This is a genomic window from Pseudomonas sp. BF-B-30 (genome assembly GCF_019956305.1).
GTDB classification, from domain to species: domain Bacteria; phylum Pseudomonadota; class Gammaproteobacteria; order Pseudomonadales; family Pseudomonadaceae; genus Aquipseudomonas; species Aquipseudomonas jessenii.
Map to the genome: position 1 here is coordinate 46573 of NZ_JAHBDG010000005.1, position 22996 is coordinate 69568.

The following is a 22996-nucleotide window of genomic DNA, read 5'->3' on the forward strand; positions in this document are numbered from 1 at the left end:
ACCTCTCATCGTCCGCATTGGGTTCAATCCACAGCCGACAGCGGACGTCCCCAGGCACCTACGAAGTTATGGCGATTTAGTCTTGGTCCGTGTGAAATCAGTACTCGCCATTAATCTTTCGTGAACATACTCCTCAAATTGTTCGGCTGGCAGTGGCGGGGAAAACAGGAAGCCCTGGTAGGTCTGGCAGCCATGCTTGACCAGAAAGATGCGCTGAGCTTCTGTCTCCACACCTTCTGCAATCACCGAAAGCCCCAATATCTGGCTCAGGCTCACAATCGCGCAGGCGATGGCGGCGTCGTTGGGATCAACCAGCACATCTCTGATGAAGGACTGGTCGATCTTGAGTTGATCCAGCGGAAGGCTCTTCAGGTATGACAGTGACGAGTAGCCGGTTCCGAAATCATCCAGAGAAAGGCCTATGCCGATCTCTTTCAACTCGATCATTTTGGCGACAGTACCTTCCATATCCTCTATCAGCAGGCCTTCGGTCAGTTCCAGTTTCAATTTCTTCGGATCGGCCCCCGTGTATCTCAGTACATGCAGTACCTCCTCGACGAAGTCCGGATGGTGAAACTGGCGGGCGCTGACATTCACAGCCATACCCAGTCGGGCGGTTTCCGAACGTTTTGCCCAGGCAACCAGCTGAGTGCAGGCTGCCTGCAGCGCCCAACGGCCTAATGGCAGAATCAACCCCGTTTCCTCTGCCAATGGAATGAACTCGCCTGGAAACACGACTCCGCGCTCAGGGTTCTGCCATCTCATCAGTGCCTCTGCGCCAATGATACGGCCCTCACTATTCACCTGCGGCTGGTAATGAAGAAGGAATTCGTTGTCCTGCAAGCCTTGGCGCAAGTCTACTTCCAGTCTGGCGCGTGCCGTGGCAACCGCCTGCATTTCCGGATCGAAGAAGCGCATGGTATTGCGGCCCGCCGCCTTGGCGCGATACATCGCCAGGTCAGCGCGCTTCAGAATATCGTCCGCTGTGCTCAGTTGCCCCTGGAACAGCGCAATGCCGAGGCTGGGGGTGCTGTGGTGCTCATATCCATCCAACTGGTAGGAAATGTTCAGAGAGTTGAGAATCTTTTCGCCAATAGCCTTGGCCTGGATAGCTGCTTCTGGAGGATTCTCATTAAGGCCATCCAGCAAGACAACGAATTCGTCTCCGCCCAGGCGAGCCACGGTGTCGCTCTCGCGTATGCAGCCGCAAAGGCGCAGAGCAACTTGCTGCAGCAACATGTCGCCTCTGTCATGTCCCAGCGTGTCGTTCAGTGCCTTGAAGTTATCCAGGTCAATGAGAATTATCCCGCTCGTATGCAGGCTACGGGCGCTGCCCGCCAGCAGATGCTGTAACCGGTCCAACATGAGCCGCCTGTTGGCCAGCCCGGTCAACTGATCGTAGAAGGCCAAACGCTGGACCTCTTGCTCAGCGGTCTTACGGTGGGTGATGTCAGTATTGATCGACAGAACGGATTGCGGCTCGCCATCATCGTCTCGCACCAGGGTTCGATGACTTTCGAGCGTGATGGTGCAGCCATCCCGGCGTCGAAGTGTAACTTCGTCCGCCCGGTCACCCGTTTCTATCAGGCTGTCAGTGGCCGCATTGAAAGCGGCACAACCCTGGTAGATCAACTCCTGTGCCGATTTGCCGAGTGCCTCTTCCTTTGACAGACCGTAGAGACGCTCGGCACTTTTGTTCCAGTACAGGATGCGGTTATCCATCCCGTGAACGACAATGGCGTCCTGGGCCTTGTCCAGCAGCGATGCTTGCTGGCGGGCCTGCTTCTCGCTTTCGCGCAGCACTGCCAGATAACCTTCCCTTTCGGCTGCTTGCGACTCCATTTCGCGCCTGATCTTGCCCCCGTAGATAACGGCCGCACTGACCATCAGTAGCACGAACACCATGATCGCGTATTCGACCCGGCGCAGTTCTTCGACCGACTCAAGCTCCTCCTCCAGGAGCTTGCTTTGAATCAGGCCAACGCGGTCCCGCACGGTACTGAGTGAGGCGAGCAACAGGGCAAACTTCCTGTCCATCGTTGCCATGCGTTTGCCGGCATTATCCGACTGACCCTCCCTGAAGTAGGAAAAGATCAACAAGGCCTCGTTCACCATTTCGACCATCGCGGCATCAACTGCGCCCACCTCATCCTTCAATGCAAGGGTAAAGGCCTGTATATCTGCACTGTGTTCAGCCTCATTGGCGATCCGTACTTCCAACTGTTTTTTGGCCATTGCCAAATGCTCGTTGAAGGCGCGCAAGGCTTCATTCATGTTCCGCGATTCGGCTTCAACATTATGTGTATCGAACACATTATTGCCCGGCGCATTGACTGTGGAAGCCAGGCTGCCCAGCGTTGAATAGCTCGACAGCTGTTGGACCCACGACTGGTTTGCCTTGATGGAGCGGTGATAGGTATCGACGATCAGGTGGTTCAATAGCACGCTCAGCACAACAACCAGCACGTCGAATCCCGCAAGAAAAAAGTACATGCGGTGCCATTTGGTCGAGCGCGGCTTATTTGAACTGGTGGGTATGGCTTGCTTTGCGGCGCTTTTGTCCCTGAAAGAATCCATTTCACAATCTCCAAACATAATCCTTCTAAACTGACCAATAGAAGCGGTATTCGGAAACCAGTTAACCTTTTGTGCCGACACCTGAACCTGAAAACACACCGCGCGTAGCATCAGCCAAATTTTTTCTCTGTTCTGGATTCACGCTGGTTTTCGTGAGCGAAGCTCCCGAGTGTCGTTGCGGATTTGCGCCCCTGAACTGGATGCTTCATGCAGGATAGTCGAGTGACACAGGGCACGTTGCGGGTCATTTCCGCGCAGCCTGCCGGACTGCCTGATCAGTTTCGATAGCAGACCAAGCATAGCCACTAATTTGCCATTATTCTGTTCGCCGACTGCTCCAGTTCGGTAGCAGCCCTTGATGGTCGGCAGCTTTCGGCTGTGGATTCAACCGGTCGGTGCAACACAGCTAAATTCTGTGTAGACAGAAGGAGTGTTGCAGGCCTGCTCTGCTGTGAAATTGTCACTGGCTGAACCCGTCCCTGCTATCTACGACATGCGCCGTTGCCGCCTGATACCGGTGCGGCAGATACGTTTCAAGCAGCTCCAGCCATGCTTTTTCGCTCGCATCACCCTTGGTTCCGGGATGACCGAATGACTGCCGCGACACGGCAAGGCTTTGCTGCACCTTATCGTGCCGACCCGACAGCAGCGTTTGATTCACTCATCGAACCAAATTCTCCCAAGCAAGGCAGGAAATGTCGGCAGTTGACCGTCATAGACTAACCTCCACCTCTGACGAACGCTCAAATGAAGGGTTGCCATGGGTTTGCAATGAGGCAGATTGGCAGTCACTCACTCGTTCCACGCGTAAAAAAATACGTGAAAAAAGTTAGATTAGATAAGTGACTGACTTATGGAAGATAAAACAAATGTAACTGCTAACAAGGCTCCGGAAGTCGTGAGTCAACCGATCGAGCCCGACGCACCGAGCCATGCCGCTCAACAGCGTCAGCGTGCCGGCCATCTGGCCCAGGCCGTACGCAAAGAACTGCAAAAAGCGGTGATTGGCCAGGACAGCGTGATCGACGACGTCCTGACGGCACTGATCGCCGGCGGCCACGTGCTGCTCGAAGGCGTGCCGGGTTTGGGCAAGACCCTGTTGGTGCGCGCCCTCGCCCGCTGCTTCGGCGGCGAGTTCGCACGCATCCAGTTCACCCCGGACCTGATGCCCAGCGATGTCACCGGGCATGCCGTGTATGACCTGCAGACCGAGCAATTCAAACTGCGCAAAGGCCCGCTGTTCACCAACCTGTTGTTGGCCGACGAAATCAACCGCGCCCCGGCGAAAACCCAGGCGGCGCTGCTCGAAGCCATGCAGGAACGGCAAGTCACCCTCGAAGGCCGTCCATTGCCGATTGCGCAACCGTTCATGGTGCTTGCCACGCAGAACCCGATCGAACAGGAAGGCACCTACCCGTTGCCGGAGGCTGAACTGGACCGTTTCATGCTCAAGGTGCGCATGGATTACCCCGACGCCGAGCAGGAGCTGGACATGGTGCGTCAAGTCAGCCGCTCGACCCGGGCCGACATGCTTGATGTCCAACCGATGCGCACGTTATTGCAGGCCAGGGATGTACTGGCCCTGCAACGCATCGCCAGCGACCTGGCACTGGACGACCAGGTGCTCGATTACGCCGTGCGCCTGGCCCGTTCCACCCGCAACTGGCCCGGCTTGATCCTCGGCGCCGGCCCACGCGCATCCATCGCGCTGGTGCGATGTGCCCGGGCCCGGGCGCTGCTGCGCGGCGGTGAGTTCGTGATTCCGGATGACATCAAAGGCTGCGCCCTGGCCGTGCTGCGCCATCGTGTGCGCATCGCGCCGGAGCTGGATATCGAGGGTCTGGATGTCGATCAGGTGCTCCAGCAGTTGCTCGACCAAGTGCCGGCGCCGCGCCTGTGAAACCCTCGCGCCTGATGCTCGTCTGGCTGTTGATCCTGCTGGCCTGCACCATTGTGTCGGGCACTTTGGTGGCATTGGAAGTCTCGGTTCCGACGAATCTCATGGCGATCAACTGGGGGTTGCTCCTGGCGCTGCTGGTCCTGGCACTGCTGGATGCGGTGCGCGTGAAGCGCTTGCCGTCGCCCCACCTGAAACGCCAGATACCCGGCAGCCTGGCGCTGGGTCGATGGAGCGAGGTGCAACTGACGGTCGAGCACGACTTTGCGCAACCGCTGAAGGTACAAGTCTTCGACCATGTGCCACCGGGCCTGAGCTTCGAAAACCTGCCGCTGACGGTCGAGCTGCAACCCGGCCAGCACAGCCTGGCCGGTTATCGCCTGCGCCCGCTCAAGCGCGGCCACTTCAGCTTCGAACACTGCGAAATCAACCTGCCAAGCCCCTTGGGCCTCTGGTCGCAAAGACGCTTGCTCGACCTGCCCGACGCCACCCGCGTCTACCCCGACTTCGCCCGTCTCTATGAAGGGCAATTGCTGGCGGTGGACAACTGGCTCAGCCAGCTTGGCGTCCGCCAGAAACAACGGCGGGGCCTGGGCCTGGAGTTCCATCAATTGCGCGAATTTCGCGAGGGCGACAGCCTGCGCCAGATCGACTGGAAAGCCACCGCACGCCAGCGCACGCCGATTGCCCGGGAATATCAGGACGAACGCGATCAGCAAATCATTTTCATGCTCGACTGCGGCCGGCACATGCGCAGCCAGGATGATGAGCTGTCGCACTTCGATCACGCCCTCAACGCCTGTTTGTTGCTCAGCTACGTCGCTCTACGTCAGGGCGATGCGGTGGGCCTGAGTACTTTTGCCAGCGAACAGCCACGCTACCTTGCGCCGGTAAAAGGCACCAGCCATCTCAACACCCTGCTCAACACCGTCTATGACTTGAACAGCACCCAACGCAGCGCCGACTATCAAGCCGCGGCCACGCAACTGCTGGCACGGCAAAAACGCCGGGCTCTGGTGGTGCTGGTGACCAACCTGCGCGAAGAGGACGACGATGAATTGCTTCCGGCCGTCCACCGCCTGAGCCGGCAGCATCAGGTATTGGTCGCGAGCCTGCGCGAAGACGTGCTCGACACCCTGCGTCAGTCACCGGTGCAGACTTTGCCCGAAGCATTGGCCTATTGCGGGACCGTGGACTACCTGAATGCACGCGCCGAACTCCATGAGCGCTTGAACGCTCATGGCGTATTGGTGATGGATGCGCGGCCCGGTGAGTTGGGGGCAGAGTTGGTGACTCGGTACCTGGGCTGGAAGAGAACCGGACTCTGAGCCTGGGCAATCACTCACAGCCAGGTTCCCACTGATCTCACGCCGAAGCCGGCAGCGGCAGAAAACTGAAATACTGCTTCAACGCCTCTACCAGTTGCCCATACTCCGGTGGCGCCCGTTGCAGGCTGAACCCGGCGTCGTAATGTTGGGGGGTCGCGTCTTCGTGGCACCACAGGCAACAGGCCTGCAGGTCGATGATTCGCAGACCACCTTCGCTGGCGGGAATTTTCAGGCGCAGGCTGAAGTCCGCGCCGATCATCATCGGCAGCTGGCTGATCAACATCAGCCCGTCTTCGGAGACATTGCCCAGGTAGCCGATGGGTTTGCCGGTGATGCCGTTGAACACTTTCAGGAAGTACGGCAGTTGATGCCGCTCGATTCGGCGGTCAGTGAACATGTGCAAATTCGCTATGCAAGGCTCTTAAGCAGAGCCGCACTACTGCTTCGGAACGGGTATGCATAAGTCTTTGCCCGCTCTCCCCGCTTCCGGTGCGCCAGTCCTTGTAGCGCAGAGTCTTGCTTGTGCCGGTCACAGGTGTTGCCCCGGTTCATCAAAGACAACGCTCTAAAACCGGTTCCCTGGACTATAGCTCACCACCGCCGGGGAGCCAGCGATCAGAGGGTTGCGGCCGTCAGAACTGCGTGGATTTTGTCGCGGCAGCACTGCGCAACGGGTAGTGACCCAGGCTTTGCAGGGTTTCCAGACGGGCTCGGGCGCGGTAGGCGTATTCGCTCTGTGGGTACGAGGCGATGATGAACTGATACGTCTGCGCCGCATCGACAAACATCTTCTGCCGTTCCAGGCAAAGGCCGCGCATCATCGATGCTTCCGGCCACACATAAGGTCGCGCCCGGCTTTCGCGCTCGACCTTGGACAGTTCAAGCATGACTTGCTCGCAATTGCCCCGGTCATAGGCTTTGTAGGCATTGTTCAAATGATGGTTCATCGACCAACGGGTGCAGCCCGTGACGCTGAGGGCGCTGATGGCAAGGGCGGCAATGAGTACGCAACGCATGGGAAAATCTCCTGTCATGAACGCTGTATCGACCCATGGTCGGAAATCTTCAGGCTGCCGGATGCAAAGTTGCGCGGTTCTATAAAGAAGGCAATAACCAGGTTCTTCGAAAAAACCAAGCTCTTCACGAAAAGTAGTGCATACGAACAATGACTACACCTTCGGAGCATAGTAGCCTCACTCAGCGCTTGAACTCAGGAGTCTTTGCATGTCCGTCCGTCGTACCAAAATCGTCGCCACCCTTGGCCCGGCCAGTAACTCGCCGGAAGTTCTCGAACAGCTGATTCTGGCTGGCCTGGACGTCGCCCGCCTGAACTTCTCCCACGGCACCCCCGACGAGCACAAGGCTCGCGCGAAGCTGGTGCGTGACCTCGCTGCCAAGCACGGCCGCTTCGTCGCCCTGCTGGGTGACCTGCAAGGCCCGAAAATCCGTATCGCCAAATTCGCCAACAAGAAGATCGAGCTGAAGATCGGTGATCAATTCACCTTCTCCACCAGCCATCCTCTGACCGAAGGCAACCAGCAAGTGGTCGGCATCGACTACCCGGACCTGGTCAAGGACTGCGGCGTGGGCGACGAGCTGCTGCTCGACGACGGTCGCGTGGTGATGCGCGTCGATACCGCCACCGCCACCGAGCTGAACTGCACCGTGACCATCGGCGGCCCGCTGTCCGACCACAAAGGCATCAACCGTCGCGGTGGCGGCCTGACCGCTCCGGCCCTGACTGAAAAAGACAAGGCCGACATCAAGCTCGCCGCGGAAATGGAAGTCGACTACCTCGCGGTATCCTTCCCGCGTGACGCCGCCGACATGGAGTACGCCCGTCAACTGCGCGACGAAGCCGGCGGCACTGCCTGGCTGGTAGCGAAGATCGAACGCGCCGAAGCCGTGGCCGACGACGAAACCCTCGACGGCCTGATCAAGGCGTCCGACGCGGTGATGGTTGCCCGTGGTGACCTGGGTGTGGAAATCGGCGACGCCGAGCTGGTGGGCATCCAGAAGAAAATCATTCTGCACGCACGCCGCCACAACAAGGCGGTGATCGTGGCGACGCAGATGATGGAGTCGATGATCCAGAACCCGATGCCGACCCGCGCCGAAGTGTCCGACGTAGCCAACGCCGTGCTCGACTACACCGATGCCGTGATGCTCTCGGCCGAAAGCGCCGCTGGCCTGTACCCGCTGGAAGCCGTTCAGGCCATGGCGCGTATCTGCGTCGGTGCCGAAAAGCACCCGACCAGCAAGACCTCCAGCCACCGCATCGGCAAGGAATTCCAGCGCTGCGACGAAAGCATCGCGCTGGCGACCATGTACACCGCCAACCACTTCCCGGGCGTGAAGGCGATCATCGCCTTGACCGAAAGTGGCTACACCCCGCTGATCATGTCGCGCATCCGCTCCTCGGTGCCGATCTACGCGTTCACCCCACACCGCGAAGCCCAGGCTCGCGCGGCAATGTTCCGTGGCGTGTACACCATCCCGTTCGACCCGGCTTCGCTGGCGCCGAACGAAGTCAGCCAGAAGGCTATCGACGAGCTGGTCAAGCGCGGCGTGGTACAGAAAGGCGACTGGGTCATCCTGACCAAAGGCGACAGCTACCACACTACCGGTGGCACCAACGGCATGAAGATCCTGCACGTTGGCGATCCGATGGTCTGAGTGACTGTTTGCTGAAAAACGAAAGCCCCGCCATGTGAATGGCGGGGCTTTTTGCATTCTGATCCATTTTTTGAGTTGTCTGATCCGGCCCCTTCGCGGGCAAGCCCGCTCCCACATTGACCGGGATTGTTCACAAATCATGTGACCAACACAAAACCCTGTGGGAGCGGGCTTGCCCGCGAAGAGGCCGGTACAGTCAGCGAAAGATTCAATGCCGCTTGATAAACCCCGTCAACGCCGCCAACGCCTCCGGCGACCGCAGCCGCTGAGTGAACAACGCCCCCTCCTCTTCAATCACCTTGCGCAACAGCTCCCGGTCCGGCGCTTTCATCAATTGCTTGCTGATGCGCACCGCTTCCGGCGGCAGCGACTCGAATCGCAGGGCCATCTCCCGCGCCTTGGCCAAGGCTTCTTCGCCACTGCCCAGCGCTTCGGACGCAATGCCCCACGCCGCAGCCTGCTCCCCATTGAAACCTTCACCGAGCAGCAACAACTCCGCCGCCTTGGCCTGCCCGAGCAGACGCGGCAGGATCAGGCTGGAGCCGAACTCCGGGCAAAGACCAAGGTTGACGAACGGCATGCGCAGGCGGGCGTCGCGGCTGACGTAGACCAAATCGCAATGCAGCAACATGGTCGTACCAATGCCCACCGCCGCTCCGGCCACTGCGGCGACCACCGGTTTGCGGCATTCGAGCAAGTTGAGCATGAAATGGAACACCGGGCTGTCGAGACTGTTCGGCGGTTGCTGGATGAAATCGGCGATGTCGTTGCCGGCGGTGAAGCATTCGGCAGAGCCGGTGATCAACACGGCGTTGACATTCGGGTCGCTGTCGGCCTGTTTCAGCGCCTCGGCCAAGTGGCTGTACATGGCGCGGGTCAGGGCGTTTTTCTTGTCCGGGCGATTCAGGCGCAGGGTCAACAGGCCGCGTTCGCGTTCAACTTGGATAGCATCGGTCATGGCAGGTCTCGCGTCTGAAAAGTCAGCGCTCAACCACGGGGCAGGAACACATCGGCCAGCAGTTGATTGCGCGGCAATCCCGCCAAATACAGACGCCGGGCAAAGGCGTCGACACTGTCGGGGCCTCCGCAGAGTAAGGCCAGGGTTTGCCGGGAAACAAGCCGCAGTTGCGCCAAAGCCGCTGGCAACTCGGCCGGGGTCCACAGTTCGACACTCAGGTTCGGACGGCTGGTTGCCATGGCTTGCAGGGGTTTGGCCAGGTAGTGCTCATCGGCATCATGGGCCAGGTGGATGACGCGGATGGTGCCTTGATGATCCTGGCGCAATGCTTCGCGCAAGACACCAAACAATGGCCCCAATCCGGTGCCGGCCGCCATCAACCACAACGGCCGGGCGTGCCAGTCAGGGTCATAATGCAAGGCACCGCCGCGCAGTTCACCGAGACGGATCGGATCGCCGATGCGCATTTGCCTGGCGGCATCGCTGAATTCCCCGGGCGTGCGGCAATCGAGATGAAACTCCAGAAAACGGTCTTCCTGCGGCAGGCTGGCGAGGGAATACGGCCGCGCCACGCTGCCCGCCCACAATACCAGGTGCTGCCCGGCGCTATAACGCAACGGTCGCTGGGGGATTACCCGCAAGCGCAGCACCGTGGTAGTCAGCCAATCGACCGCCGCGACTTCGGCCGGATGACCATCGGTTTGCGGGTCGAAGGCGTGCACCTGCAAGTCCTCGACCACCTGGCACTGGCACGCCAGCCGCCAGCCTTGTTCACGCTGCGGTGCACTCAAGGCATCGGGGCGGCTGTCGTTCGGCAGGCCCCGCACACACTGCACCAGGCACGCATGACAACTGCCGGCGCGGCAACTGTAAGGCACTGGCACGCCGTTCTGATTCAGCGCATCGAGCAGATTGCTGCCCGCCGCCACCGACCAATGGCGCTCGCCGACCCGCAGCTCAGGCATCGACGTTCTCCCACGCTGCCGCGCATCGGTTGCGGCCGTCACGCTTGGCGCGATAGAGCGCCTGATCGGCCTGCTGCAACGCATCATCGAGGTCGTCACCCAATTCCAGCAGGGTCATGCCGGCGGACAGGCTGAGGTTGCGTACATTCAGACCAATCAGCTCGACATCGGTGAACGCGATGCGCAGCCGTTCGCAGCACGAAGTCAGACTGTCGGCATCGCAATCGGGCAGCAGCACCACGAACTCTTCGCCACCGTAGCGAGCCAGTACGTCACCGTCACGCAGGCACGCGCTGGCAACGCCGGCAAAGGCTTGCAGCACCTGATCGCCGGCGGCATGACCGTGCAGGTCGTTGATGCGTTTGAAATGGTCGAGGTCGATCAGCGCCAGGCCATGCACGACACCGGCGTCCATGGCGTTCAGCTCGCGTGACGCCAGGCGCAGGAAATGCCGACGATTGAACAGGCCCGTGAGCTCGTCGGTGGCCACCAGGTCTTCGAGCTGACGCATCATCCCGCGCAACGTGTCCTGGTGCGCCTGCAAGGCAAAACGCCGCTGGCGCATGCGTTGTCGCGAGGCCTGGACATAGCGGGCATACAGCACCAGCCACACCAGCACGATGAACAGCACACAGACCTGCAACACCGCCATAGCCGGGTCAGGCAGCTGGAAGTGGTAGCCCTCCCACAGCGTGATCGCACTGAAACTCAAAAACACCAGCAGCGCGCATCGTACTAAAGACCGGCGAGACAGATGGAACAGGCCGAACAGCAGGATCAGCACGTAAAACACCAGAAACGCGCCCCGGGCTTCGTCCAGATGGGCAATCAGCCAGGTTTGCCAACCCAGCCCCAGCAACACTTGTGCCTCGGTCAGGCTGGGGTCGGCGAAGCGCAGGTTGCAGCCGCTGTAGAACACCGCGAACAGGATGGCCTGACTGATCACTACCAGTGCGCTGCCGATGGCGACACTGGAAAGCGGCGCGTTGTAGTGACCGGTAAAAAACGCCAGCCACAGCAACAGCAATGCCAGGGCATAGGTGCCGGCCGCGAGGGCGAAACGTTTGAGCAACAGGCGCTGGATGGCGTTTTGGGTCAATCGTTGATTCACCAAATGAAAGGAGACTGACAGAGCGTCCTACTCTACAGACCGAATGTCACTTTAGTGGCGTGGCCGATAAATGACCATTCAATTTTCGGGATCGACGGTCGAGCCTTGCGCGACCCTGTGGCGAGGGGGCTTGCCCCCGTTCGGTTGCGAAGCAGCCGCAAAAACGGTGAAAACAATCCGCCTGACACAACGACCTGTCTGTTACCGGGACTGCTCCGCAGTCCAACGGGGGCAAGCCCCCTCGCCACAAAAGCCACGCACTCCTCTTGCAGCTTCAATCTTGCCGCTTGCAGCTGCTTCTATGCGACCAACGATTGACTGCCGGCGCGTGTGCCTGTCCGCGAGGCGCGGTATACTGCCGCGCCTTTTTAGCGTCGCGCCAGCTTGCCCGGCGTGCCTTGAAAGGTGCTTGCAACCGACCGATGCACCCAAGCTGCAAGCACCTTATTGAATGTTCCCGTCTTTTAGAGGAGCGCGACTCATGACCGTGATCAAGCAAGACGACCTGATTCAGAGCGTTGCCGACGCCCTGCAGTTCATTTCCTACTACCACCCCGTGGATTTCATCCAGGCGATGCACGAGGCCTACCTGCGCGAAGAATCGCCAGCGGCCCGCGACTCGATGGCACAGATCCTGATCAACTCGCGCATGTGCGCCACCGGCCACCGCCCGATCTGCCAGGACACCGGTATCGTCACCGTGTTCGTGCGTGTCGGCATGGACGTGCGCTGGGATGGCGCCACCATGGGCCTGGACGACATGATCAACGAAGGCGTACGTCGCGCCTACAACCTGCCGGAAAACGTCCTGCGTGCTTCGATCCTCGCCGACCCGGCGGGCGCTCGCAAGAACACCAAGGACAACACCCCGGCGGTCATCCACTACTCCATCGTTCCGGGTAACACCGTGGAAGTGGACGTGGCAGCCAAGGGCGGCGGTTCCGAGAACAAGTCGAAGATGGCCATGCTCAACCCGTCCGACTCGATCGTCGACTGGGTGCTCAAGACAGTTCCGGAAATGGGCGCCGGCTGGTGCCCACCGGGCATGCTCGGCATCGGCATCGGCGGCACCGCCGAGAAAGCTGCCGTCATGGCCAAGGAAGTGTTGATGGAATCCATCGACATTCACGAACTGAAGGCCCGTGGCCCACAGAACCGCATTGAAGAAATGCGCCTGGAGCTGTTCGAGAAGGTCAACCAACTGGGCATCGGCGCCCAGGGCCTGGGTGGCCTGACCACCGTGCTCGACGTGAAGATCATGGACTACCCGACTCACGCCGCTTCGCTGCCGGTGTGCATGATCCCGAACTGCGCCGCCACCCGTCACGCACACTTCGTGCTCGACGGTTCCGGCCCTGCTTCGCTGGAGGCGCCACCGCTGGACGCCTACCCGGAAATCGTCTGGGAAGCCGGCCCGTCGGCCCGTCGCGTCAACCTCGACACCCTGACCCCGGAAGAAGTGCAGAGCTGGAAGCCGGGCGAAACCGTCCTGCTCAACGGCAAGATGCTCACCGGCCGCGACGCTGCGCACAAGCGCATGGTCGAGATGCTGAACAAGGGAGAAACCCTGCCGGTGGACCTCAAGGGTCGCTTCATCTACTACGTCGGCCCGGTCGATCCGGTTGGTGACGAAGTGGTTGGCCCGGCCGGTCCTACCACCGCCACGCGGATGGACAAGTTCACCCGTCAGATCCTCGAGCAAACCGGCCTGCTGGGCATGATCGGCAAATCCGAGCGCGGCCCGACCGCCATCGACGCGATCAAGGACCACAAGGCCGTCTACCTGATGGCAGTCGGCGGCGCGGCTTACCTTGTAGCGCAAGCGATCAAGAAATCCCGCGTGGTGGCTTTCGCCGAACTGGGCATGGAAGCGATCTACGAGTTCGACGTGAAAGACATGCCTGTGACTGTTGCCGTCGACAGCAAAGGTGAGTCGGTACACATCACCGGTCCTGCCATCTGGCAGAAAAAGATCAGTGAAAGCCTGGCGGTAGAAGTGCAGTAAGCGCTTGGACTGTTCCAGAAAAGGCGACAGGGTTATCCCTGTCGCCTTTTTTATTGCCAGGCCATCCCTCTGCAGAAGCGAGCCCGCTCGCGAAGGACGCATGGACGCATGGACGACACGGGCTGTCTGATGCCCCGCGTTATCGTTGACTTCCATCGCGAGCAGGCTCGCTCCTACAAGGGCCAAGTCGCTCATGTTATCGTGCGCCCCCTCCGTATTCCTTGTGTAAGCCCTGCATGTTTGAGTCATCTCGATCCCTGCGCCTGGCGCTCTATACCGTATTGATCATTGCCGGTGCTGCCATCGCGGCCACTCTGGCCATGCGCCACACCGTGCGCCAGTCAATGGTCGAAGACGCGGCTCGCGCCAATCAGCAACTGGCACTGTATGCCACGTCCCTGCATACCCTGATCGAACGTTACCGCGCCCTGCCCGCGGTGCTGGCGCTGGACCCGGAGCTGCGCTCGGCGCTCAAGGGCAAGGTCAGTTCCGAACAGCAGGACGCATTGAACCGCAAACTGGAAAAAATCAACGGCGCCGCCCAATCATCGACCCTGGAACTGCTCGATCACACCGGCCTCGCCGTGGCGGCGAGCAACTGGCGTTTGCCCAGCAGTTATGTCGGCCACAACTACGGTTTCCGTCCCTATTTCAACCAGACCCGCACCCAGGGCACCGGGCGCTTTTACGCCGTGGGGGTGACCAGCGGAATTCCCGGCTACTTCCTCTCCAGCGCGGTCAGCGATGACGATGGCCGGTTCCTCGGCGCCATGGTGGTGAAACTGGAATTCCCCGAACTGGAACGCGAGTGGCGCCAGGGCAGCGACACACTGCTGGTCAGCGACGCACGTGGAATAATCTTCATCGCCAACCAGCCGGGCTGGCGCTATCGCTTGCTCAAGCCGCTGAGCGACAGCGATCATGCCGAACTCAAGACCACCCGCCAGTACGACAAGCAGCCGCTGACGCCGCTTGAGTTTCAATCGTTGCGGCGCTTCGACGATAACAGCGACCTGGCTCGGGTCGACGGCCCCGACGGCAAGGCGGATTACCTGTGGGAATCCCTGCCGCTGAATACCGAGGGCTGGACCCTGCACCTGCTGCGGCGCCCACAAGTCGCCTTCGAAGACAGCCGCAATGCTGCCCTCGCCGCGGCCGGGCTATGGCTGACCCTGGTGTTCCTGCTGCTGTTTCTCAACCAGCGCTGGCGCCTGGCCAAACTGCGTCAGCGCAGTCGCGAAGAACTCGAACAGCTTGTAGAAGAGCGTACCCGCGACCTGCGCACCGCCCAGGAAGGTCTGGTGCAGTCGGCCAAACTCGCGGCGCTGGGGCAGATGTCCGCCGCCCTGGCCCATGAGATCAACCAGCCGCTCACCGCCCAGCGCATGCAGCTGGCGACCTTGCGCCTGCTGCTCGACAACGGCCGCGTCGACGACGCCTACAAGGCGCTCAAGCCGGTGGATGAAATGCTCACCCGCATGGCGGCCCTCACCGGCCACCTGAAAACCTTCGCCCGCAAGAGCCCCAGCGGTTTGCGCGAACGCCTGGACCTGGCGGCGGTGGTGGATCAGTCGCTGCAACTGCTCGACACTCGGCTGCGCGACGAACAGGTCAGCACCGTGCTGCATCTGACCCGCCCGGCCTGGGTGCGTGGCGATGCGATTCGCCTGGAACAGGTGCTGATCAATCTGCTGCGCAATGCCCTCGATGCGATGCAGGATAAACCCTGCAAACGCCTGGAAATCCGCCTCGAAGCCGACGAACAACTATGGCGCCTGAGTGTGATCGACAACGGCGGCGGTATCGCCGAAGAGAACCTGTCCAAGGTCTTCGATCCGTTCTTCACCACCAAACCGGTGGGCGATGGCCTGGGGATCGGTTTGGCCGTATCGTTTGCCATCGTTCACGAATCCGGCGGGCGCTTGAGTGCCGACAATCATGACAAAGGTGCCGTGTTCACCGTGACCTTGCCCATCGACCTGGAGGTGCATAAACCATGCTGAACTCAGTGATCGTGGTCGACGACGAAAGCAGCATCCGCAGTGCCGTCGAGCAATGGTTGAGCCTGTCGGGTTTCGAGGTGCAGTTGTTCAGTCGCGCCGATGAATGCCTGGCGCAATTGCCCAGGCATTTTGCCGGGGTGATTCTCAGCGATGTGCGCATGCCCGGCATGACCGGCCTCGAACTGCTGGCCGAGGTGCAACGCCGGGATGCCGATTTGCCGGTGATCCTGCTGACCGGTCACGGCGATGTACCGATGGCCGTCGAAGCCATGCGCGACGGTGCCTACGATTTCCTCGAAAAACCCTTCAGCCCGGAAACCCTGCTCGGCAGCCTGCGCCGCGCCCTCGACAAACGCCGGCTGGTGCTGGAAAACCGCGCGCTGCACGAGCAGGCGGACAACCGCGCCAAACTGGATGCCACGCTGCTCGGCGTGTCTCGGGGTCTACAGACCCTGCGTCGGCAAGTTTTGGACCTGGCAGCACTGCCGGTCAACGTGCTGATTCGCGGCGAAACCGGTAGCGGCAAGGAACTGGTCGCGCGTTGCCTGCACGACTTCGGGCCGCGGGCCGACAAGCCCTTTGTCGCACTCAACTGCGCGGCCATCCCCGAGCAATTGTTCGAAGCCGAGCTGTTCGGTCACGAGAGCGGTGCGTTCACCGGAGCGTCCGGCAAGCGCATCGGCAAGCTCGAGTACGCCGACGGCGGCACACTGTTTCTCGATGAAATCGAAAGTATGCCGTTGGCCCAGCAAGTGAAACTGCTACGGGTGTTGCAGGAGCAAAAGCTTGAACGGCTGGGCTCGAACCAGAGCATCCGCGTGGATTTGCGCATCATTGCCGCGACCAAGCCGGACCTGCTCGACGAAGCGCGGGCCGGACGTTTTCGCGAAGACCTGGCCTATCGCTTGAACGTCGCTGAGCTACGCCTGCCGCCCTTGCGCGAACGCCGTGAAGACATACCCCTGTTGTTCGAATCATTTGCCCAAAACGCCGCCGAACGCCTGGGACGTAAATTTCCGCCGTTGAGCGGCGCCCAGTTGAGTCACCTGCTGAGCCACGACTGGCCAGGCAACGTGCGCGAATTGGCGAATGTCGCCGAGCGTCAGGTATTGGGGCTCGGTGAACCGGAACCCTTGGGCATCGAGCCCGGCCAGTCACTGGCGGCTCAGCAGGAAGCGTTCGAAGCGCAATGCCTGCGTGCGGCATTGACCCGGCACAAGGGCGATGTGAAAGCGGTGCTCGAAGAACTGCAACTGCCACGCCGGACCTTCAATGAAAAGATGCAGCGGCATGGGTTGAGCCGGGAGATGTTTTTGTAGCGCCTGAACTGGCCTCTTCGCGAGCAAGCCCGCTCCCACAGTGGATCTCCAGTGAACACAAGATTTGTGTACGTCTCAGATCAATTGTGGGAGCGGGCTTGCTCGCGAAGAGGCCGGTACAGGCGACACAAACCCAGGAGCCCGAATAAGCAACTTTCCGCTCACCACCAACAAAAGATAAGCGGATTTCCGCTCACCGAAACACTCCACCCCCTCTAAACCGGCCCTCTCCCCGTTGGCACACCTCCTGCTATAGCCCTGGCAGGCTGCGTTTCATCGCGCTCCACAAAAACAATTAAATGAAGGATCCTTCAATGGATAACTCCAACTCCCTGCCGCTTGGGTCGGCTGCCACGCCGGCCAAAGAAAGAACCACTTCCAGCCGCATCAAGTCGATCTTCAGCGGTTCCGTTGGCAACATGGTCGAGTGGTACGACTGGTACGTCTACGCCGCCTTCTCCCTGTACTTCGCCAAAACCTTCTTCCCCAAAGGCGACACCACCGCCCAACTGCTCAACACCGCCGCGATCTTCGCCGTGGGCTTCCTGATGCGTCCGATCGGTGGCTGGCTGATGGGTCTGTATGCCGACAAGGTCGGGCGCAAAAAGGCCCTGATGGCCTCGGTGTACCTGATGTGCTTTGGCTCGCTGCTGATTGCCCTGAGCCCGGGTTATGAAGTCATCGGCATCGGCGCGCCGATCCTGCTGGTGTTCGCGCGCTTGCTGCAAGGCCTGTCGGTGGGTGGCGAATACGGCACCTCCGCCACTTACCTCAGCGAGATGGCGACCAAGGAACGTCGCGGTTTCTACTCCAGCTTCCAGTACGTGACCCTGATCTCCGGCCAGCTCATCGCTTTGGCGGTGCTGATTGTCCTGCAGAACTTCCTGACCACCGAGGAGCTCTACGCCTGGGGCTGGCGCATCCCGTTCGCCATCGGCGCGCTGTGTGCCGTGGTTGCGCTGTACCTGCGTCGTGGCATGGAAGAAACCGAGTCCTTCACCAAGAAAGAAAAAGCCAAGGAAAGCGCGATGCGCACCTTGATGCGCCACCCCAAGGAACTGATGACCGTGGTCGGCCTGACCATGGGCGGTACGCTGGCGTTCTACACCTACACCACCTACATGCAGAAATACCTGGTGAATACCGTCGGCATGAGCATTTCCGACTCCACCACCATTTCCGCTGCCACGTTGTTCCTGTTCATGTGCCTGCAACCGATCATCGGCGGGCTGTCGGATAAAATCGGTCGTCGGCCGATCCTGATTGCCTTCGGCATCCTGGGCACGCTGTTCACCGTACCGATCCTGACCACCCTGCACACCATTACGACCTGGTGGGGCGCGTTCTTCCTGATCATGGCGGCGTTGATCATCGTCAGCGGCTACACCTCGATCAACGCCGTGGTGAAAGCCGAACTGTTCCCGACCGAGATCCGCGCCCTGGGCGTGGGCCTGCCGTACGCACTGACCGTCTCGATCTTCGGCGGCACCGCTGAATACATCGCGCTGTGGTTCAAGAGCATCGGCATGGAGACGGGTTACTACTGGTACGTCACCGCGTGTATTGCCGTGTCGTTGCTGGTGTACATCACCATGAAAGACACCCGCAAGCATTCGCGGATCGTCACTGACTGACAGATAGATCGAAGCTGGCTGTACCGGCCTCTTCGCGAGCAAGCCCGCTCCCACATTCGACCGCGTTCCTTCTGGAACAACCCGGTTAAATGTGGGAGCGGGCTTGCTCGCGAATGGAGCCGACTCGGTATCAAGCCAGCATAGTCATGACAGCCAAACCCAGGCTCGGCGATGCCACACTGAAAAATGGACAAAGGCTTCATGAAAAATCCGTCATCCAGGTAAAAGAGCCGATTAATCACGCGTTAATGCTCGCCGCCCAACCTTTAACGGCCTGATCGATTCATTGCGATGCGCTCACTCAGTCCTTGAAAGCGGAAAAGCCTGACGGCCTTAACATCCAATTAATCGATAAGTAGCAGGATTTAATTGCGAAATTTAATCGATATATCTGGCGTCTTGGCTTTTTCCACTAAACGCCAACGAGACGGGAGTCACCACCATGAAGACCAAACTGATCCTTGCCCTGGCCCTTTCCGTACTGGCCGCCAACACGTTCGCCGCCGATGGCTACGACAAAACCGGTAGCGCTGAAGCTATCGGCTGATCGTGGAGGGAACTCACGGCCCGGCTTCGGCCGGGCTTGGTCGTTTTTGGGGTAATACAATTCTTCCGGCAGACCACAAATCCTGTGGGAGCGGGCTTGCTCGCGAAGACGGCGGCACATCCAATATCAATGTGACTGGCACACCGCTTTCGCGAGCAAGCCCGCTCCCACATTGGATCTCATCAACTCAAGTACCGAATCCGACTGGAAATCCGTGGCGCGTGCTTGCACCATGAGCGCCTCCATCCCGCTCCGGAAATTCTCTCCAATGCCTGACGACATCCACTTCTACGAACCCGCCAACGGCCACGGCCTGCCCCACGATCCGTTCAACGCTATCGTCGGCCCGCGCCCCATTGGCTGGATCTCTTCACAGGATGCCGAGGGCCGCTTGAACCTGGCGCCCTACAGTTTCTTCAACGCCTTCAACTACATTCCGCCGATCATTGGGTTTTCCAGCGTCGGGCGCAAAGACAGCCTGAACAACATCGAACAGACCGGCGAGTTCGCCTGGAACCTGGCCACGCGGCCGCTGGCCGAGCAGATGAACCAGAGCTGCGCCATGGTCGGGCCTGAGGTCAACGAATTCGAACTGGCCGGGCTGACGACCGCTGCCTCGAAGGTCATTCAGGTGCCACGGGTGGCAGAGAGCCCGGTGTCCTTCGAGTGCAAGGTCACGCAGATCATTCAGTTGCAACGAGCGGACGGCAACGTGGTGCCGAGCTGGCTGATCCTCGGCGAAGTGGTCGCCGTGCATATCGCCAAATGGCTGTTGAAGGACGGGGTATACGACACCGCCGCGGCAGAACCGATTCTGCGCGGCGGCGGGCCGGCGGATTACTTCCAGCTGGGGCCTGAGGCGTTGTTCAAGATGTACCGCCCGGGGGCGGTGAAGTGATCACCAGAGCAGGTCGGCGTCTTCTTTGACGTCCTTGAGGTGGGTCAGTTCTTTGGCCGCTGCCAGGTCGGCGTCATGGGCGGTCTTGAAGATCTGCCCTTCCAGCACCTTGTGAAAACGCGGGGCGCCGGAACCACCCAGCGCTTTGACGGCGATAGCGGCGTGGTAACCACCCTCGCCCGGTACTACAGCGGAAACAGCTTCGAAGTGTTCAAAGGCTTTACGTGCCATGTCGCGAATCCTGGCTGGTTGAGAATGCCGTCATTAAACCCTCAACCGGCCAGTTTGTGTACCGCCACTGCGGACTGCCCCAGGGCCTGCGCCGCCGAGACATCCTTGAAGGTGTGGAAATCCAGGCTGTTGACCACCAGCTCCTGCACCAGCTCGGCAAAAATCTCCATCGCCGGCGTGCTGAAGTACGCGGTCATGGCCTGTTGATTGCTCCAGAAACCGGACACCAGCCACAGCTCCGGATCGCATTGCGAATGCTGCAAGGCAAAGCTCAGGCAGCCTGGCGCTGCGCGGGACGGTTCGATCAGGGCGCTGAGGCGCACACCGAGTTCCTCCGAGCGCCCGGCACGCGCTCGAACGAAGGCCATATGACTGACGGGGATCTGCGTGGACATGTTCAACCCTCCCGGGGAGTCGCGTGGCAGCCGGGGGACGGGCTGCGACAGGATCAAAGGTTAAGGGCCGCGACGCCTGTCTCGTTAGTCGATTCCTGCCGGCGCGTTGCACAATCCTGCGAAACTTCATCGCCAGCCTGTAACAAGCTGTAAAACCCTGTCACGGTTCTGCCATACGAGTTTCAAGCAAGTTCTTGCGGCACAAGGCTCTATTGGCTACACCGCCGGTCGCCCCCTGGCAGAATCAGGCAAGCATCCGGCAGGATGTGTCTACCGCTGTCGCTTGCACAAACTTATGCTCTGCACCACTCCCTTCATGCCTTGCCGAGGATGCCTCGCATGTCGCCGCTCGATCACTTTCAAGCCCCGCTGGACACCGACATGGAAAAGCAGCGCGCGGAACTGGCGGCCATCATCCGCCGCAACACCGCCGAAGATGGCAGTTATGCCACGGCCATCGGCTCGCTGTTCATGTCCCGCCACAGTCAGTCCCACGAGTTCGCCCCGGTGCTCGCGCAACCGGCGCTGTGCATCATGGCCCAGGGGCGCAAGGAAGTTCAGCTGGCCAACGAATACTTCAACTACGACCCGCTGAACTACCTGGTGGTCTCGGTCTCGATGCCGCTCAGTGGACGAGTGGTGGATGTCTCGCCTGAGGAACCGATCCTGGCCTTGCGCCTGGACATCGATCCGACGGAAATCACCGCACTGATCGCTGACGCCGGCCCCCTCGGCGTGCCCACCCGGCCGACCGGGCGCGGGCTTTATGTCGAAAAACTCGACACCGCGATGCTCGACGCCGTGCTGCGCCTGGCACGGTTACTGGACACGCCAAAAGACATCGCCATGCTCGCGCCGCTGATTCGCCGGGAGATCCTCTATCGCCTGTTGCGCAGTAAACAGGGGCATCGGCTGTACGAAATCGCCATCGCCAACAGTCAGAGCCATCGCATCAGCCAGGCGATCAAATGGCTCAACGGCAATTTCGAACAGCCGTTGCGCATAGATGAATTGGCCAAGGAAGTGAACCTGAGCGTGTCGACGCTGCATCACCGCTTCAAGGCGATGACGGCGATGAGTCCGTTGCAGTATCAGAAGCAGCTGCGCCTGCAGGAAGCACGGCGGCTGATGCTCGCCGAAGGGCTGGAGGCTTCGGCGGCGGGGTATCGGGTCGGGTATGAAAGTCCGTCGCAGTTCAGCCGGGAGTACAGCCGGTTGTTCGGTGCGCCGCCGTTGCGGGATCTGGCGCGGTTGCGGTTGACGGTTTGATCCGGAGTTTTTGGTGTGGCTGCTGACCCCTTCGCGAGCAAGCCCGCTCCCACAGGTGGAATACATTCCAAATGTGGGAGCGGGCTTGCTCGCGAAGAGTCCAGCTCAGGCAATACAAATCCTGGATCAGGCTCCGAGTACCCGGCATGCCTCCACCGGCAAGGTCACCGACACCGGATGACCAACGCTCAGGCCAAAGCCCTGACATGGCGTGCTCAGCGCGGTAAACGACACCCCGGAACACTCCACCGTGGTCTCGATGGTCGCACCGATATCGCGCACGAACGTCACCTTGCCCAGCAAACGGTTGCCCGCGGTCGCCTGGGGTGCGGACAGTTGCAGGTCTTCCGGGCGAATCAGCATCTTCACCTTTTCACCGACCACGATGCTGCTGCAGATCGGTACTTGCAGCGCATCGCCGCCCGGCAAACTGACCTTGCCGTTACCCAGCACCGTGGCCGGGAAGATGTTGCCGGAACCGATGAAGTCCGCGACGAACTCGTTGGCCGGGTGGCGATAGATCTCGATCGGCGTGCCCACCTGCTGCACCTTGTGCTCACCCAATACGACCACGATATCGGCCATGGTCATGGCCTCGCGCTGGTCGTGGGTCACCATGATGGTGGTGATGTTCAGGCGTTGTTGCAGTTGGCGGATTTCCACCTGCATCGACTCGCGCAGCTTGGCATCCAGCGCCGACAGAGGCTCGTCGAGCAGGAGGATTTTCGGGTGATTGGCAATCGCCCGGGCAATCGCCACGCGCTGGCGTTGGCCGCCGGACAGCTTGGCCACCGGACGATTGATCATCGCTTGCAGCTGGATCAGTTCCAGCAATTCCACCACCCGCGCCTGCTGGTCAGCCTTGCTGACCCCGCGCAGTTTCAGCGGATAGGCGATGTTCTCCCCCACCGTCATGTGCGGGAACAGCGCCAGGGACTGGAACACCATGCCGAAATTACGCAAATGCGCCGGAGTGTGGCCGATGTCCTCACCGTCCAGGCGAATCTCGCCACCGCTCAGGGTTTCCAGCCCGGCAATCATGCGCAGCAAGGTGGTTTTGCCACAGCCCGAAGGACCGAGGAAACACACCAGTTTGCCCTCGGGCAAATGCAGGTTTACATCCTTTACCGCGCAGGCCGAGCCGTAATGTTTCTCGACGTTTTCCAGAATCAGACCAGACATA

General features: G+C 60.3%; 19 protein-coding genes. 9 read left to right on the plus strand and 10 right to left on the minus strand.

Annotated elements, in window-relative coordinates:
• Positions 1-66: 66 nt before the first annotated feature.
• Entirely contained in the window at positions 67-2577 is a 2511-nt protein-coding gene (locus KGB29_RS03220; protein WP_150813321.1) for a putative bifunctional diguanylate cyclase/phosphodiesterase, read from the minus strand.
• A 460-nt stretch (positions 2578-3037) separates the two neighbouring features.
• Positions 3038-3238, minus strand: coding sequence for a DUF6602 domain-containing protein (locus tag KGB29_RS03225; protein WP_218543245.1), 201 nt, complete (start codon positions 3236-3238; stop codon positions 3038-3040).
• Between the two features lie 237 nt (positions 3239-3475).
• Here KGB29_RS03225 and KGB29_RS03230 point away from each other — a divergent pair, with 237 nt between their 5' ends.
• Together KGB29_RS03230 and KGB29_RS03235 are read left to right on the plus strand one after the other, a co-directional pair.
• Positions 3476-4477 carry an AAA family ATPase gene (locus tag KGB29_RS03230; RefSeq protein ID WP_150813322.1) on the plus strand — a complete coding sequence of 334 codons (1002 nt, stop codon included), beginning with the start codon at positions 3476-3478 and terminating at the stop codon, positions 4475-4477.
• Positions 4474-5802 (plus strand): DUF58 domain-containing protein, encoded by a 1329-nt coding sequence (locus KGB29_RS03235; RefSeq protein ID WP_150813323.1) that lies wholly within the window; start codon positions 4474-4476, stop codon positions 5800-5802. The genes KGB29_RS03230 and KGB29_RS03235 overlap by 4 nt, the downstream gene beginning before the upstream one ends.
• 37 nt (positions 5803-5839) lie before the next feature.
• On the opposite strand, the gene KGB29_RS03240 is transcribed toward KGB29_RS03235, so the two are convergent.
• Together KGB29_RS03240 and KGB29_RS03245 are read right to left on the minus strand one after the other, a co-directional pair.
• Positions 5840-6199 carry a PilZ domain-containing protein gene (locus KGB29_RS03240; protein WP_150813324.1) on the minus strand — a complete coding sequence of 120 codons (360 nt, stop codon included), beginning with the start codon at positions 6197-6199 and terminating at the stop codon, positions 5840-5842.
• A 235-nt stretch (positions 6200-6434) separates the two neighbouring features.
• Positions 6435-6818, minus strand: a complete 384-nt coding sequence (locus tag KGB29_RS03245) for a tetratricopeptide repeat protein (RefSeq protein ID WP_057713491.1) — start codon at positions 6816-6818, stop codon at positions 6435-6437.
• A gap of 208 nt (positions 6819-7026) precedes the next feature.
• Here KGB29_RS03245 and pyk point away from each other — a divergent pair, with 208 nt between their 5' ends.
• Positions 7027-8478 (plus strand): pyruvate kinase, encoded by a 1452-nt coding sequence (pyk, locus tag KGB29_RS03250; protein ID WP_007978464.1) that lies wholly within the window; start codon positions 7027-7029, stop codon positions 8476-8478.
• Between the two features lie 208 nt (positions 8479-8686).
• Here the strand turns inward: pyk and KGB29_RS03255 are convergent, their stop codons facing one another.
• The 3 genes from KGB29_RS03255 to KGB29_RS03265 are packed head-to-tail and all read right to left on the minus strand — an operon-like array spanning position 8687 to position 11500.
• Complete coding sequence (locus KGB29_RS03255) at positions 8687-9436, minus strand: enoyl-CoA hydratase-related protein (RefSeq protein ID WP_150813325.1); 750 nt, start codon at positions 9434-9436, stop codon at positions 8687-8689.
• A 29-nt stretch (positions 9437-9465) separates the two neighbouring features.
• Positions 9466-10401, minus strand: a complete 936-nt coding sequence (locus KGB29_RS03260) for an iron-sulfur-binding ferredoxin reductase (protein ID WP_150813326.1) — start codon at positions 10399-10401, stop codon at positions 9466-9468.
• A complete protein-coding gene (locus KGB29_RS03265) occupies positions 10394-11500 on the minus strand; it encodes a GGDEF domain-containing protein (protein WP_057713488.1) in 1107 nt (368 codons plus the stop codon). The genes KGB29_RS03260 and KGB29_RS03265 overlap by 8 nt, the downstream gene beginning before the upstream one ends.
• Before the next feature lie 493 nt (positions 11501-11993).
• Between KGB29_RS03265 and KGB29_RS03270 the strand changes: the two genes are divergently transcribed.
• From KGB29_RS03270 to KGB29_RS03290, 5 genes are all read left to right on the plus strand, one after another.
• Complete coding sequence (locus KGB29_RS03270; protein WP_057396275.1) at positions 11994-13517, plus strand: fumarate hydratase; 1524 nt, start codon at positions 11994-11996, stop codon at positions 13515-13517.
• A gap of 236 nt (positions 13518-13753) precedes the next feature.
• Positions 13754-15520, plus strand: coding sequence for an ATP-binding protein (locus tag KGB29_RS03275; protein WP_150813327.1), 1767 nt, complete (start codon positions 13754-13756; stop codon positions 15518-15520).
• Positions 15514-16839: a sigma-54-dependent transcriptional regulator gene (locus KGB29_RS03280; protein ID WP_008052500.1), complete on the plus strand. Its 1326-nt coding sequence runs from the start codon at positions 15514-15516 to the stop codon at positions 16837-16839. Before KGB29_RS03275 ends, KGB29_RS03280 begins: the two co-directional genes overlap by 7 nt.
• Before the next feature lie 314 nt (positions 16840-17153).
• Positions 17154-18473, plus strand: a complete 1320-nt coding sequence (locus KGB29_RS03285; protein ID WP_150813328.1) for an MFS transporter — start codon at positions 17154-17156, stop codon at positions 18471-18473.
• An 815-nt stretch (positions 18474-19288) separates the two neighbouring features.
• Positions 19289-19918 carry a flavin reductase family protein gene (locus KGB29_RS03290; RefSeq protein ID WP_056726095.1) on the plus strand — a complete coding sequence of 210 codons (630 nt, stop codon included), beginning with the start codon at positions 19289-19291 and terminating at the stop codon, positions 19916-19918.
• Here KGB29_RS03290 and KGB29_RS03295 read toward each other — a convergent pair whose 3' ends face one another.
• On the minus strand, positions 19919-20149 hold the full coding sequence (locus KGB29_RS03295; protein ID WP_150813329.1) for a hypothetical protein: 231 nt from the start codon (positions 20147-20149) through the stop codon (positions 19919-19921).
• Positions 20150-20190: 41 nt separating this feature from the next.
• Complete coding sequence (locus KGB29_RS03300) at positions 20191-20544, minus strand: putative quinol monooxygenase (protein WP_057713481.1); 354 nt, start codon at positions 20542-20544, stop codon at positions 20191-20193.
• A gap of 339 nt (positions 20545-20883) precedes the next feature.
• On the opposite strand from KGB29_RS03300, the gene KGB29_RS03305 reads away from it, so the two are divergent.
• On the plus strand, positions 20884-21813 hold the full coding sequence (locus KGB29_RS03305) for an AraC family transcriptional regulator (protein ID WP_150813330.1): 930 nt from the start codon (positions 20884-20886) through the stop codon (positions 21811-21813).
• Positions 21814-21939: 126 nt separating this feature from the next.
• On the opposite strand, the gene KGB29_RS03310 is transcribed toward KGB29_RS03305, so the two are convergent.
• Entirely contained in the window at positions 21940-22995 is a 1056-nt protein-coding gene (locus tag KGB29_RS03310; protein WP_057713479.1) for an ABC transporter ATP-binding protein, read from the minus strand.
• Between the last annotated feature and the right edge of the window lies 1 nt (position 22996).

Bases quoted from the DNA above. Each gene is read 5' to 3' on its own strand.
- KGB29_RS03220 (WP_150813321.1), bottom strand. From the start codon at position 2,577: ATGGATTCTTTCAGGGACAAAAGCGCCGCAAAGCAAGCCATACCCACC.
- KGB29_RS03240 (WP_150813324.1), bottom strand. From the start codon at position 6,199: ATGTTCACTGACCGCCGAATCGAGCGGCATCAACTGCCGTACTTCCTG.
- KGB29_RS03245 (WP_057713491.1), bottom strand. From the start codon at position 6,818: ATGCGTTGCGTACTCATTGCCGCCCTTGCCATCAGCGCCCTCAGCGTC.
- pyk (WP_007978464.1), top strand. From the start codon at position 7,027: ATGTCCGTCCGTCGTACCAAAATCGTCGCCACCCTTGGCCCGGCCAGT.
- KGB29_RS03255 (WP_150813325.1), bottom strand. From the start codon at position 9,436: ATGACCGATGCTATCCAAGTTGAACGCGAACGCGGCCTGTTGACCCTG.
- KGB29_RS03260 (WP_150813326.1), bottom strand. From the start codon at position 10,401: ATGCCTGAGCTGCGGGTCGGCGAGCGCCATTGGTCGGTGGCGGCGGGC.
- KGB29_RS03270 (WP_057396275.1), top strand. From the start codon at position 11,994: ATGACCGTGATCAAGCAAGACGACCTGATTCAGAGCGTTGCCGACGCC.
- KGB29_RS03275 (WP_150813327.1), top strand. From the start codon at position 13,754: ATGTTTGAGTCATCTCGATCCCTGCGCCTGGCGCTCTATACCGTATTG.
- KGB29_RS03280 (WP_008052500.1), top strand. From the start codon at position 15,514: ATGCTGAACTCAGTGATCGTGGTCGACGACGAAAGCAGCATCCGCAGT.
- KGB29_RS03285 (WP_150813328.1), top strand. From the start codon at position 17,154: ATGGATAACTCCAACTCCCTGCCGCTTGGGTCGGCTGCCACGCCGGCC.
- KGB29_RS03290 (WP_056726095.1), top strand. From the start codon at position 19,289: ATGCCTGACGACATCCACTTCTACGAACCCGCCAACGGCCACGGCCTG.
- KGB29_RS03295 (WP_150813329.1), bottom strand. From the start codon at position 20,149: ATGGCACGTAAAGCCTTTGAACACTTCGAAGCTGTTTCCGCTGTAGTA.
- KGB29_RS03300 (WP_057713481.1), bottom strand. From the start codon at position 20,544: ATGTCCACGCAGATCCCCGTCAGTCATATGGCCTTCGTTCGAGCGCGT.
- KGB29_RS03305 (WP_150813330.1), top strand. From the start codon at position 20,884: ATGTCGCCGCTCGATCACTTTCAAGCCCCGCTGGACACCGACATGGAA.
- KGB29_RS03310 (WP_057713479.1), bottom strand. From the start codon at position 22,995: ATGTCTGGTCTGATTCTGGAAAACGTCGAGAAACATTACGGCTCGGCC.